Here is a 12,919-nt window from a genome sequence, read left to right on the forward strand (position 1 = left end):
TACTCTATCTTAATCAATCATACCGAAACAATCATAATCATTTCATCAGCCGTTCCCGCCTCTCCTTCAAAGGAAAATGCTATGAAACTTTATGATTTTCCGCTTTCCGGCCATTCCCACCGTGCCCATCTGTTTTTATCACTGGTCGGTGCCGATTATGACCTGGTCGCCGTTGACCTTGCCAAGGGTGAACACAAAAATCCGCCCTTTTTGGCGTTAAACCCGTTTGGTCAGGTGCCGGTGCTTGAGGATGACGGCGTAATCATCCCCGATTCCATCGCCATCATGGTTTATGTCGCCAAAAAATACGGCAAAATCGACTGGTTGCCCGAAGACCCGCAACAGACGGCCCAAATCCAGCGCTGGTTATCGGTTGCTGCCGGGCAAATCGCCTATGGCCCCTGTGCCGCGCGCCTTGTCACCGTGTTTGGGGCCAAATTTAACACCGCCGAAGTCATTGCCCGCGCCCACAGCATTTTAACGCTGATCGATGCCGAACTTGCCAATCGTGACTGGCTGGTGACCAGCCACGCCACCATCGCCGATATCGCACTTTACAGCTATATCGTGCAGGCCCCCGAAGGCAATGTCGATATCAGCCCCTATCACAACGTCGGCAAATGGCTGCGCCAGATCGAGGCTTTGCCGGGTTTTGTCCCCTTCCCGACGACTAAAGCCGGTTTACGCGCAACCAGCTAATCCGCCCCCGGCATATCCCCCGCACATACCTGCCTTATCTCAGCAAAGGTAATTCCCATGTCGATGTCCTATTCGCCGCCCGTATCTGCAACATGGCATGAAGGGGAGCTTGCCCTTCATCAGCACATGGGAATTACCAAAAAAATGGCCGATATTGGCCACCGTGCCATTCGCGACCACATGATCGAACAACACCGCACCTTCTTTGCCCAACTGCCGCTTGTGGTTTTGGGCGCAGTCGATGATCACGATGATGTCTGGGCCACAATTCGCACCGGACACCCCGGTTTTATGCGGGCCAAAAATGATACCACCTTACAAATCAGCCTGCCGCTCAACAGCAATGATCCGGCGCAAAACGGCATTGCCAATGGCAAACCCGTCGGTCTTTTGGGGATCGAACTTGAAACCCGGCGTCGCAACCGCATGAACGGCACCATCACCAGTTTTGGCGATGCCGGATTTAATGTTTCTGTCCAGCACAGCTTTGGCAATTGCCCGCAATATATCCGCTTGCGCGACCATTATTTCGTTGCCGAAAACCCGGGTGATGAAAACATCCGGCATACGGACCATATCGATGCGTTTTGCCAAACCCTGATTAAAAACGCCGACACATTTTTTGTCGCCAGCTATGTTGAGCGCGCCGTTGATGCGCGCCCTGCAACAGCCCAATCCACCCCGAACACGCGGCGCGAAGTTGATGTCTCACATCGGGGCGGCAACCCCGGCTTTGTTCGGATTGATAATGATGGCGGGCTGACCATTCCCGACTTTGCCGGAAACCTGTTTTTCAACACGCTGGGCAATATTGTGCAAACCGGCCAGGCCGGGCTGCTTTTTGCCGATTTTGAAACCGGCACCGTTGTGCAAATGACAGGCCGGGCCGAAATCCTGCTAAACAGCCCCGAAACGACCCATTTTCAGGGGGCCGAACGCCTGTGGCGATTTATGCCCACCAAAATCATCATCCGCGAAAATGCCCTATCCCTGCGCTGGCACCCGCGCGATGCAGGCCAATCACCCAACAGCCTGTTAACCGGCAGTTGGGACGATGCAGCACAGCGCGCGCGCGCGGCACAGATGGTCAATCAATGGCGACCGCTTGAAGTGGTACGCCTTGCCGATGAAAGCCGTACCGTGCGGTCATTTTACCTTGCCCCGCAAAAAACCACCGCCAGCAATACCGCCGGGCTTGTTCCGCCACACGCAGGGCAGTTTCTGCCCATCCGCATCACGATGGCCGATGGCAGTACACCTGTTCGCACCTATACCCTGTCATCCGCACCGACTGACACATATTACCGCATCAGTGTCGCCCGCCAAAACGGCGTATCACGCCATTTGCACGATACGATGGCAATTGGCGACATCGTCGAAACCCGCGCACCACAGGGCAATTTCGGGCTTGATGCCCTGTCAAACCGGCCCGTCGTTATGATGGCGGGCGGCATTGGCATTACCCCCATGATCGCGATGATGCACCACATGCTTTACGAAGCCCGTCGCGCCCGGCGGTTTCAACCCTGCTGGTTGTTTTATGCTGCCCGCAGCAAGGAAGACCGCGCCTTTGACCGCGAACTGGCTGATCTGGAAACGGCATCGCAGGGCATGTTTAAAATTATCCGGGTTTTAAGCGACACCGATAATGCCCTGCCAAAGCAGGACTACGATGCCAGCGGCCATATCGATATGGATCTTTTGCAATCCCGCCTGCCGTTTGATGATTACGACTTTTACCTGTGCGGCCCTAGCGGCTTTATGCAGGCGATGTATGACGGCTTACGGGGCAAAAACATCGCCGATGCCCGCATCCATGCCGAGGCCTTCGGACCCGCCAGCTTAACCCGCATGCTTGATTCCAGCCCGCAAAACGCTGTTTCCGACGATACTCCCCCTGCGACTATTTCGGATGTGCCCGTCGAGGTCACTTTCGCCCAAAGCGATAAAACCGCCCACTGGCAGCCCGACAAAAATCAGACCGTGCTGGACCTGGCCGAGGCAGCGGGCCTGCGCCCGCAATATGGCTGTCGCAGTGGAAATTGCGGAAGCTGCGCAGTCAGGATCGTGCAGGGCGAAGTTGCCTATGCCAGCCAACCCTCAGCAAGTTGCGATGCCGATAGTGCCCTTTTATGCTGCGCCATGCCTGCCACAGGCCCCGACACCAAACTGGTGCTTGATATCTAAAGACATTGCCCGATCAGGACGCGCAAAACCGATGATCCATTGCACCCCCGCCCGGTGCGGGCTATTTAAAGGGCCAACATAGCAATTTCCGCGCCCATTCCCGCACAGTGGAGCCCCTGATGAGCGATCCGATTACGGTGTTTGATCGCCGTATCCTGAAAATGCGCCGTGACCGCGCAGCAGCCCGGTCGCAGGACTATAATTTCCTGTTTGCCGAAACCGCCGAACGGCTGGCCGACCGGCTGGACGACACCACGCGCAGCTTTCCCACCGCCCTTGATCTGGGTTGTCACAGTGGCGAGTTGGGCCAGATCATTGGCAAACGCGGCGGCATTGAAACCCTGTTTCAATCTGACATTTCGCAGGGCTACGCCCGTAATGCGCAAAATGGCGCGGTTAAACACCCAACCCTTGTCGCGGACGAGGAATTTTTGCCTTTTGCCCATGGCGCGCTGGATTTGATCCTGTCGAACCTGTCGCTGCACTGGGTTAATGATTTGCCCGGCATGTTGCTTCAGGCGCGTCAGGCGTTAAAACCCGACGGATTTTTTCTGGCATCGATGCTGGGCGGGGAAACGCTAAAAGATTTGCGCGATGCCCTGATGACCGCCGAGGCCGAAGAAGAAGGCGGGGTCTCGCCGCGCATCTCGCCATTTATTGATGTCCGCGATGCCGGCGCGCTTTTGCAACGCAGTGGCTTTGCCCTGCCGGTGGTTGATATTGACGAAATCACGGTGGATTACCCCGATGCCCTAAAACTGATGCGCGACCTTGCCGGGATGGGCGAAAGCAACCTGATTTTAAAACGCAGCAAGAAGTTTACCAAACGTGGCACCCTTGCCCGCGCCGCCGCGATTTATCACGAACGCCACGCCCGGCCCGATGGCAGGGTAAATGCCTGTTTTCAGGTGGTCTACCTTACCGCCTGGGCACCTGATGAAAGCCAGCAAAAACCGCTGCGCCGGGGCAGCGGCCAGGTTAGTCTGGTGGATTTTTTGGGCGATGACGCCCCAAAGCAATAACCAAAAACAGGGTTAACTTCATGGACCTTCCCCACCCGCTTTTGCGTGGCCGCCTGATCCTGCGTTACAAGCGTTTTCTGGCCGATATTGAACTGGAAAACGGCGATGTTATCACCGCGCATTGCGCCAATCCCGGTGCGATGACCGGGTTAAAAGACGCCGGGCTTTTGGTGTGGGTTTCAACATCGGATAACCCCAAACGCAAGCTGAAACATAGCTGGGAATTGTGCCAGGTGGGGGACGCGATGGTGGGAATTAACACATCCCACCCCAACGCCATTGTCGAAGAAGCCATTCGGGCGGGAGAAATCCCGGAAATTGCAGGCTATGAAACCCTGAAACGCGAAGTGAAATACGGGCAAAATTCGCGGATCGATATTTTGCTATCCGACCCGGACAAGGGGCTATGTTACGTCGAAATCAAAAACGTGCATTTAAAACGCGATGATGCCATCCCCGGCCTTGCCGAATTTCCCGATGCGGTAACAAAACGCGGGGCAAAGCACCTTGATGAAATGACCGACATGGTCGCACAAGGCCACCGCGCGGTAATGTTTTACCTGATCCAGCGCACCGATTGCGACAGCTTCACCCTGGCCCATGACATTGACCCGCATTATGCCGCCCGTTTTTGCGCCGCCACCGCAAGCGGAGTTGAAGCCATCGCCTATGATTGCGCGATCAATACATCATCGGTCACGGTGCGGCAAAAACGGCCCATAATACTGGCACCATAAAGATGGTTGGTTAAACCAACCCCTTGGCGCAATCAAAACAGGCCATAACAACCGCAACCGGCCCTTATTTTGGTCGATATGATCCAAAACAAGGCACGATTTACAATGATCGGGGCATATTACGCCTTTGTCGTCGCGTTATTGGCCGCCCGGTCCTTGCTTCTTGGGCGCACAACGATTATTTCATTAGGCTGCAAAGCAATATCGGTGAGAATGGGGTCCGCCCCATAAGAATCGCCAACACAAGGAGAATTCGGTTGGCAAACGGAAAAGTAAAGATTCACGGCCCCGAAGCATTTGAAGGCATGCGCGCCGCCGGACGGCTGGCAGCGGAAGTGCTGGACTTCATTACCCCCTATGTCGTGCCCGGCGTGACCACGGGCAAGCTTGATGATTTGTGCGACCAGTTTATTCGCGATCACGGGGCCATTTCGGCCTGCCTTGGCTATCGCGGTTTTCCCAAATCAACCTGCATATCGATCAATCATGTTGTCTGCCACGGTATCCCCGGCGAGAAAAAGCTGCAAAATGGCGACATCCTGAATATTGACATCACCGTCATTCTTGATGGCTGGTATGGCGACACCAGCCGCATGTATATTGCCGGCACCCCCAAGGTAATGGCGCAGCGTTTGGTTGATGTGACGTATGAATCGCTGTGGCGCGGTATTCGGGCGGTAAAACCCGGCGCGACACTGGGCGATATTGGTCATGCGATTCAGTCCTATGCCGAATCCGAACGGTTTTCAGTCGTGCGTGATTTTTGCGGGCATGGTCTGGGCCAGGTCTTCCACGACGCGCCCAATATCTTGCATTATGGCAAGCCGGGCGAAGGGCTGGTTTTGGAACCGGGCATGATTTTCACCATCGAACCCATGATCAATCAGGGTACCTACGAATGCAAGGTCCTGTCCGATGGCTGGACAGCCGTTACCCGCGACCGCAAGCTTACCGCACAGTTTGAACATTCGCTGGGTGTGACCGAAGACGGCTATGAAATATTTACCCGCTCGCCCGCCGGGCTGGAAAAACCACCCTACGAAATCAGCAACGCCGCCGAATAACCGGGCGACCCGTTGATATAAAATGCGCAAAAGGCAGGCCCGGTTTTGAACCGGCCTGCCTTTTTTAGTCGACTTACCGAGTTAGGCGCGACGGCGCCGCGCGGCCTATGCCGTGAAAGGCAGGGGCTTTTGCGACGCCCGCCCGCCGATTGAGGGCCTTGTTGATCGGTTTTGATCAACAAGCGTTGATATTATTCCGCCGCCATTGTCACCTTTGGCACCTCGTTGACCAGAATGCGCAACCGGCCATCTACCCGGCGAATGCGCAATTCGCGATATTTGACCAGATAAACCAAGCCGACAATGGCGGCAGCAATGCCGGACAGGGCCGCGGCCCCCATCGCCCAGCGCGGCCCGTATTGATCGGCGATCCAACCGACAATCGGTGCGCCAATCGGGGTGCCGCCCATGGCAATCGCCATGCGGATCGCCATCACCCGGCCCCGCATCATCGGGTCGGTTGAAAGCTGGATCAGGCCATTGCTTGAACTCATAAACGTTAAGGCGGCAATGCCGATTAACACCAGCGACGCCCCAAACAGCCAGAAGCTGGGCATCAGGGCGGCCACCATGCAGCCCAGGCCAAAAAACAGCGCGCCATAAAACAGCAGGCCAATTTGCGGCGTTGCCCGCTGGGCGGCAAACAATGCGCCCATCACCGTGCCCACCGCCATTAGCGATGACAGCATGCCGTATTCCCCGGCCCCGGAATGAAAAACCGTTACCGCCATGGTGGAAATGAAAATGGGAAAGTTCAGGCCAAAAGTGCCGATCAGCAACAGCATCAGCAAAATCGCCATCAAATCGGGCCGGGCACGAACATAGCGAAAACCGCTAACCAGATTCCCCTGCCCGCGCAAAGGACGGCGCGAAACATTCAAATCCGCCACCCGCAGCGCCATAAGCGACCATAAAACGCCGATAAACGACCCCGAATTGATCAAAAACACCCATCCGGTGCCAACAAACGCGATCAAAAGGCCCGCAACCGCCGGGCCAATCATGCGCGCGGCATTAAAGGATGTGGAATTAAGCGCAATAGCGTTGGACAAATCCTTTTCCGGGACAAGGTCGGAGACAAAGGTTTGCCTTGCCGGGGCATCAAACGCCGCGACACAACCCAGCAAAAACGCGAAAATATAAACGTGCCATAACGTGACCAGCCCGCTAACCGTTAAAATCCCCAATCCCAGCCCCAACAGGCTCATCAGGGACTGGGTGACCATCAGCAATTTGCGGCGGTCGAAATAATCGGCGGCAAAACCGGTAAAGGGCAACAATAATAACTGCGGGCCAAATTGCAGGCCCATGACAACACCAACAGCGGTTGAATTATGGTCGGTCAGTTCGGTTAGAACAATCCAGTCCTGGGCCGTGCGCTGCATCCATGTGCCAATATTGGAAATAATCGCCCCGCTGGCCCAGACCCGGTAATTATAAATCGCCAGCGAACGAAACGTGCCTTTCATCGGGTTTTTCATCACATACGCCCCCATAATCGGGCGGAATAGTGATTGGCCCGAAACTTTCGGGACCATTTTTTTTGCGCTGTCATTTCCCGCTGCTTTCGCGATCAAGGCAGGCAATAATATCGTCCGCCGTGCCGGTTTCGCCCAAACGCGGGAAAATGCGGGTCACGCTGTTAACATGGGCGTCTTGGTTCATGTCGGTCATGGCATCAACCGCCAGTGTCACATTCAACCCCAGTTCATGGGCCTGACGCGCGGTTGATTCAACACCAATGCTGGTGGCAACCCCACACATAACAACCTGTGTCACACCTTGCTGTGCCAGATAATCGGCCAGTCCGGTTTTGCTAAACGCGCCCCATGTGTGTTTGGTCACCACATGGTCATTGGCACTTGCACCCAGTTCAGGCGCCAGATCGGCCCAGTCGGGCGGGAATGTTGCGGTTCGGGGTGGTTGTTCGTTGCGGCCCGGTGCCATGCCCACCACATTAACCAGCACCACCGGCAAATTGCGCGCCCGAAATGCGTCCGCCAGCTTTACCGATTTTGCCAGCACATCCTCTATCGGATGGATTGTCGGGTAAGCCATAATACCTTTTTGCAAATCAATCACGATCAGGGCGGTTTTGGGGTCAAGCACAGTAACAGGCATGGGGCGCAATCCTTTATGGGGCGAAGCGGGCGGGGCGGGGCGCATAGGGACCGTGACGTGCGGCGTAAGGAACACAAGGCACACCAGACGGAATGGGAGCGTGCGAAAGAAGGGGATTTTCCGGAAAAGTTGATCTTTTGGGGGCGGAACTCAGGCGAAGTCACATCAATATCGCGGTCCGCATCGCAGCAGCCAGTGGCGCTAGCTGTCGACAATCCGGCGCAAAAGATCGGTGGCATCGGACAGTGTTTGTTGCTCCTTGTTTGAAAAGTTTTCCAAAATCATGTGATAAAGCCAGTCTTCGCGCACCGCACGGCTGGCCTGCATCCAGTCCCGGCACGATTGCGTTAACGATAACAGGGTTTGCCGTCCGTCGCTTGGGTCGGGGTGGCCTTCAACCAGACCAGCCTTGACCAATGCCGTAATATGCGCGCCCATCGATTGCGGGCGTACTCCTTCGGCGCGGGCCAGAACCGTCACCGTCGCCGGGCCATCTTTTTCGAGATAGCGCAAAACCGATTTTTGCGTCCATTTCAAATCACCCATATGCGCCTGCGCGCGCAATTTACGCCGCAACCGGCCAAGAATGGCGTGCAATTCTGTTGCCAGAGCAAGGGCCGACGGGGAATCTGATACCGGGATTTCGGTTGGATCTGTCATCTGGTTGCTTTCACATACAAAGGCAATCTACCAAGTTTACCTTTCTATATCGATGAAAATAGCCGAAGTGCCAATATTGTCAAGCGCACCTGAAAACAATTTTAAATCGCCAAACCCGGAAGCCACCCAGCGGCGCAATCGCCCGGTTGGCCACGTAAAACGGCCAGCCCTGCATTTCTGCAAAGCTGGCCGTTACAGTAAAAACCGGGTGGAACGGTTAAATTCAGATCGCACTTAACAAAAGCGATGCGTTAACACCGCCAAAGCCAAAGCCGTTACATAACGCATGTTTCAAATCGGCCTTGCGGGCAAGGTTGGGCACAAAATCCAGATCTTCCATGCCTTCATCCACCTGATGCAAATTAAGGGTCGGTGGCAGCATGCCTTCGCGCAGGGCAAGGGCGGTGAAAATCGCCTCGACCCCGCCAGCGGCCCCCAACAAATGCCCGATGGCCGATTTGGTCGAAGACACCGGAATATTTGCCAGATGATCGCCAAAAACCCGGCGTAACGCCGCAATTTCGGCGCGATCGCCCACCGGGGTTGAGGTAGCATGGGCATTAACATAGCCAATATCGGCCGCCGCCAGCCCCGCCATGCGCAACGCCGCCTGAATTGCCAGGGCACAGCCTGATCCGTCTTCGGGGCCTGCTGTTAAATGATAGGCATCGGCACTGGTGCCATAACCGGTAATTTCCACCAGCGGCGTTGCCCGGCGCGCCAGCGCATGTTCCAGCGTTTCAATCACCATCAAACCGGCCCCCTCGCCCATCACAAATCCGTCGCGGTCGCGGTCAAACGGGCGCGAAGCCTCGGTCGGGGCATCGTTACGGGTGGAAAGGGCCCGCACGGCCGAAAAACCGCCAATCGACAGGCGATCAACACAGCCTTCGGTGCCACCCGCCAGCACAACATCGGCTTCACCCGATTTGATCATGCGCACACCATCGCCAATCGCTTGCAACCCGGCGGCACAGGCGGTAACCGGCGCGCCAATCGGCCCGCGAAAACCATACTGGATTGACACATTACCCGCCGCCATATTGGCCAGAAAGGACGGCACAACAAATGGCGAAATCCGCGATGGCCCGCGATCCAGCAAAACTTCCTCGGCATGGGTAATCACCGGCAAGCCGCCAATTCCGGTGCCAATCACGGTGGCGGTACGGTCTTTGGCATCCTGATCAAGGTCAGACCATCCAGCCTGCGCCAGGGCTTGCTTTGCTGCGGAAAGGGCATAAATCGTAAACAGGTCGACTTTTTTACGGTCTTTTTTCGAAATCACCTCGGCCTCGTTCAGGCCCGCCGCGTCGTGGTTATGATCGGGGACCAGACCGGCAAATTTGGTCGGCAAATCGCTGGTGTCAAACCGGTCGTGGGTCACAATGCCCGACTGACCGGAAATCAGCCGTTGCCACACAGCATCAAGTCCACATCCCAGTGGCGTTACAAGGCCCATTCCTGTGACCACGATCCGCTGTGTCATCATACCCTCGTCTTCATATAAAAAATGTTGATCAAAATTCTCAACCGATCCCGGCGATTAACGCCAATGCCTGCTGGGTGGCATGCCAGTTATCCGTCCCGATCTCGCGATGGATGCGAGACTGTATTTCCTGCCAAACCGGTGCGATTTGCCTTACCTTTTCCTCGCCTTGCGCGGTGAGGGAAAAAATCTGCGTTTTGCCCTGCCCTGTTTGATCCGGCGCAATCATACCCCCACGTTGCAATACGGCAAGGTTACGGGTCAAGGCACTGCGTTCCAGATCCATCTGACGGGCAAGATTACTGATTGACTGAAAACCGCCCCGGGCAATGCAAAACAGCAAGGATGCCTGTGTGCATTGCAAGTCATAGGGTTTGAGCGCAAGGTTATAACGTCGCGTGATCGCACGCGCCGCCTTGCGGCTTTTTAACACCAAACATTCATCAATCAGGGCATCGGGCAATGGTATTGTCATTTCGGTTGATTATCTTGTGTATATGCACAAGTCAACTGAATTTATAAATCCCCCGCCAAATCCACTCTGATTGCGCTGCCCACTGGACAGCGAAGACAGGGCAACGCAAACTGCAGATGCAACGCGAAATTGCATCAACGCAGGAGCCCGCCGTGAGAGCCGAAAAACCCCGCAAACCCGCCCATGCGACAATTGATGACGGCAGCCGGATCTATTTTGATCCTGCCGGGGAAATGGCCGATAACGCGACACATGGCGTGGCACACGGCGCGCGCAGCACCCAACCCCCGCCCGCACCCCCGCCACTTGCAGCGACAACAACGACACCGCCAACACGACAAGCAGGCAAGGCCGCCTCATCGCCAACGCCGCCGACCGATGAAACGGTCCGCAACACCAATACCGCAGCGGCAGATATCGCGGATGCCCCTGCTGCCCCCGATGCAAAAACCACACCGTCGCAGCCTGCCGCGAAAGCACCCAAACCGCATTATTTTGGCCATCGCCAACGCCTGCGCGAACGGTTTTTAAAGGGCGGCAGCACCGCGCTGGCCGAATATGAATTGCTGGAACTGTTACTGTGTATGGCGATCCCGCGCGGCGATGTTAAGCCATTGGCAAAATCATTGATTGACCGGTTTGGCCACCTTGCCGGGGTATTGGCCGCCAGCCAAGCCGACCTGGCAAGTTGCAAGGGCATTGGCGAGGCCGCGATTGCCGCGATTAAAATTGCCGAAGCCAGCGCGCAGGTTTTATCGCGCGAACGGGCAATGGAATTGCCGGTTATTGCCTCGTGGGAACAATTGATTGATTATTGCCGGGTGCGGCTGGGCCACCGCAACACCGAAGAACTGCATTTGCTGTTTTTAGATCGTAAAAACCGCCTGATCGCCGATGAATGCCACCAGACCGGCACCGTTGACCACACCCCGGTTTACCCGCGTGAAGTGATTAAACGGGCATTAGAACTGCACGCATCTGCCCTTATTTTGGTCCATAACCACCCCAGTGGCGATGCCACCCCGTCACGCGGCGATATTGATATGACCCGCAAAATTGTCGACGCTGCCAAGGCGATGGAAATCAACGTGCATGACCACATCATTGTCAGCCGGGCGGGTTATAATTCGTTTAAAACGCTGGGGCTCATGTAGGGTCGTTTTCGATTGTGGTTAGTCCAAATCAGGATCTGCAAACCTACGCATCCCCTCTGACTTTCAGCATGTTTTGAAAATCCGGGATCATTTCCTGATAAATCGGCAAAGCCGCCGCACCGCGCGCCGCCGAATAAGTGCTGGCATCGCCAATCAGAACCGGCAAATGATCGCCGGTTGGTGTCGGACCATCGACCTCTTGCAGACGTATGACTTCCTGCCAAAGCGCGTGCAGGATCGCCTCAGGCAGTAACCCGCCCAATATAATTGCCTGTGGGTTCAACATGCTTGAGATAATCTGAAATGTCGTTGTCAAATATAATGCGGCCTGATCAATCCAGTTTCTGACCGGAATGTCGTCAGGCGACATGGCGGAAAGCCGGGTCAAGGCGGGGTCATGAACCAGATCATCGCGATGGCCCGCATCAAATTCTTCGTACAAGGCCAACAGCGAGACATACCGTTCCAGGCACCCCTTGCGCCCGCATCCGCATTGGCGACCATTAACCTGGACCGGAATATGACCAATTTCGCCAGCCGCCCCATTGGCACCACGAATGATCCGGCCATCAAGAAACAGCCCCGCCCCCAGACCGACACCGATGAAGATATAAACAAAATTATCAAGCTCACGCCCGGTCCCGTAAAGCTTTTCCGAAATGGCCGCAGCATCGGCATCATTTTCAACAAAAACCGGGCAGCCCGCCTTTTTCCGCATGGCACTGGCCAGATCAAAACTTTCCCATCCCGGCGCAATGCCGGTTGGCCCGGCAATACCGACAGGGCCAGGCATGGCAATGCCGATCCCGATATTACGCTCCGGGTCCAGACCGGACTTCGAGATTATGGCGTGACTGGCGGCAACCAGAAGGTCAACCGCCTGATGGGGATCGGGATGTTTGATTTGCTGGCTAAAACGACAGCGTTCCTCGCCCAGAAGATCCACAAGGACGGCATCAATTTCGGTGCCATTTAACTGAAAGCCAATGGCAAAACCGCCCTCGGGATTAAGCCGATAGGGCCGGGCGGGCTGCCCCCGTTTTTGACGAACCGGTTCACCGGCAAGCAAAAGCCCGGCGTCTTCCAGCTCGGCTACAAGGTTTGAAACCGCTTGGGCAGACAAATTGGTGATGCGGGTAATATCGGCGCGCGACAGGCCGTCACGGCGGCGAACCGCATCGAGAATGGCGCGGCGGTTATGGCTTTTGGCATGCAGAAGGTTGGTGCCGGTTACATTTTCAGACTGTTTTTTTATCATCACCATTGCCCTCCCTAATTTTATCCATTATTAATTACATCAAATTGAATTAATAA

Annotated in this window: 12 protein-coding genes; 6 read left to right on the forward strand and 6 right to left on the reverse strand. The window is 55.6% G+C overall.

The features are described from left to right. The first annotated feature begins 81 nt into the window (after positions 1-81). The 5 genes from TMES_RS10495 to map all read left to right on the forward strand — a co-directional run bounded on the left by TMES_RS10495 (position 82) and on the right by map (position 5,709). The gene (locus tag TMES_RS10495; RefSeq protein ID WP_085582243.1) at positions 82-699 is read left to right on the forward strand and encodes a glutathione S-transferase family protein; all 618 of its coding nucleotides are present in this window, start codon (positions 82-84) and stop codon (positions 697-699) included. A 57-nt stretch (positions 700-756) separates the two neighbouring features. Continuing rightward, a complete protein-coding gene (locus TMES_RS10500) occupies positions 757-2,886 on the forward strand; it encodes a 2Fe-2S iron-sulfur cluster-binding protein (protein WP_085582245.1) in 2,130 nt (709 codons plus the stop codon). A gap of 119 nt (positions 2,887-3,005) precedes the next feature. Continuing rightward, positions 3,006-3,908: a methyltransferase domain-containing protein gene (locus TMES_RS10505; protein ID WP_085582247.1), complete on the forward strand. Its 903-nt coding sequence runs from the start codon at positions 3,006-3,008 to the stop codon at positions 3,906-3,908. A gap of 20 nt (positions 3,909-3,928) precedes the next feature. Further along, positions 3,929-4,645, forward strand: a complete 717-nt coding sequence (sfsA, locus tag TMES_RS10510; RefSeq protein ID WP_085582249.1) for a DNA/RNA nuclease SfsA — start codon at positions 3,929-3,931, stop codon at positions 4,643-4,645. 257 nt (positions 4,646-4,902) lie between these two features. Beyond that, entirely contained in the window at positions 4,903-5,709 is an 807-nt protein-coding gene (map, locus tag TMES_RS10515; RefSeq protein WP_085582251.1) for a type I methionyl aminopeptidase, read from the forward strand. 191 nt (positions 5,710-5,900) lie between these two features. Here the strand turns inward: map and TMES_RS10520 are convergent, their stop codons facing one another. The 5 genes from TMES_RS10520 to TMES_RS10545 form a co-directional block, all read right to left on the reverse strand. Continuing rightward, the gene (locus tag TMES_RS10520) at positions 5,901-7,190 is read right to left on the reverse strand and encodes an MFS transporter (RefSeq protein ID WP_245835350.1); all 1,290 of its coding nucleotides are present in this window, start codon (positions 7,188-7,190) and stop codon (positions 5,901-5,903) included. Positions 7,191-7,260: 70 nt separating this feature from the next. After that, complete coding sequence (locus TMES_RS10525) at positions 7,261-7,830, reverse strand: isochorismatase family protein (RefSeq protein WP_085582253.1); 570 nt, start codon at positions 7,828-7,830, stop codon at positions 7,261-7,263. Between the two features lie 201 nt (positions 7,831-8,031). Continuing rightward, complete coding sequence (locus TMES_RS10530; protein WP_085582255.1) at positions 8,032-8,490, reverse strand: MarR family winged helix-turn-helix transcriptional regulator; 459 nt, start codon at positions 8,488-8,490, stop codon at positions 8,032-8,034. Positions 8,491-8,713: 223 nt separating this feature from the next. Continuing rightward, positions 8,714-9,979 (reverse strand): beta-ketoacyl-ACP synthase II, encoded by a 1,266-nt coding sequence (fabF, locus tag TMES_RS10540; RefSeq protein WP_211275904.1) that lies wholly within the window; start codon positions 9,977-9,979, stop codon positions 8,714-8,716. Positions 9,980-10,016: 37 nt separating this feature from the next. Further along, a complete protein-coding gene (locus TMES_RS10545; RefSeq protein WP_085582259.1) occupies positions 10,017-10,451 on the reverse strand; it encodes a MarR family winged helix-turn-helix transcriptional regulator in 435 nt (144 codons plus the stop codon). A gap of 152 nt (positions 10,452-10,603) precedes the next feature. Here TMES_RS10545 and radC point away from each other — a divergent pair, with 152 nt between their 5' ends. Then, positions 10,604-11,605 carry a RadC family protein gene (gene radC / locus TMES_RS10550; protein WP_342746309.1) on the forward strand — a complete coding sequence of 334 codons (1,002 nt, stop codon included), beginning with the start codon at positions 10,604-10,606 and terminating at the stop codon, positions 11,603-11,605. Between the two features lie 43 nt (positions 11,606-11,648). Here radC and TMES_RS10555 read toward each other — a convergent pair whose 3' ends face one another. Then, positions 11,649-12,869, reverse strand: a complete 1,221-nt coding sequence (locus TMES_RS10555; RefSeq protein ID WP_085582261.1) for an ROK family transcriptional regulator — start codon at positions 12,867-12,869, stop codon at positions 11,649-11,651. Positions 12,870-12,919 lie beyond the last annotated feature (50 nt).

The organism is Thalassospira mesophila (assembly GCF_002115755.1).
In the GTDB taxonomy this organism is placed as follows: domain Bacteria; phylum Pseudomonadota; class Alphaproteobacteria; order Rhodospirillales; family Thalassospiraceae; genus Thalassospira; species Thalassospira mesophila.

Coding starts and splice junctions, on each gene's coding strand:
- TMES_RS10505 (WP_085582247.1), top strand. CDS start 3,006: ATGAGCGATCCGATTACGGTGTTTGATCGCCGTATCCTGAAAATGCGC.
- fabF (WP_211275904.1), bottom strand. CDS start 9,979: ATGATGACACAGCGGATCGTGGTCACAGGAATGGGCCTTGTAACGCCA.
- TMES_RS10555 (WP_085582261.1), bottom strand. CDS start 12,869: ATGGTGATGATAAAAAAACAGTCTGAAAATGTAACCGGCACCAACCTT.
- TMES_RS10495 (WP_085582243.1), top strand. CDS start 82: ATGAAACTTTATGATTTTCCGCTTTCCGGCCATTCCCACCGTGCCCAT.
- TMES_RS10525 (WP_085582253.1), bottom strand. CDS start 7,830: ATGCCTGTTACTGTGCTTGACCCCAAAACCGCCCTGATCGTGATTGAT.
- TMES_RS10520 (WP_245835350.1), bottom strand. CDS start 7,190: ATGAAAAACCCGATGAAAGGCACGTTTCGTTCGCTGGCGATTTATAAT.
- TMES_RS10500 (WP_085582245.1), top strand. CDS start 757: ATGTCGATGTCCTATTCGCCGCCCGTATCTGCAACATGGCATGAAGGG.
- TMES_RS10530 (WP_085582255.1), bottom strand. CDS start 8,490: ATGACAGATCCAACCGAAATCCCGGTATCAGATTCCCCGTCGGCCCTT.
- TMES_RS10545 (WP_085582259.1), bottom strand. CDS start 10,451: ATGACAATACCATTGCCCGATGCCCTGATTGATGAATGTTTGGTGTTA.
- sfsA (WP_085582249.1), top strand. CDS start 3,929: ATGGACCTTCCCCACCCGCTTTTGCGTGGCCGCCTGATCCTGCGTTAC.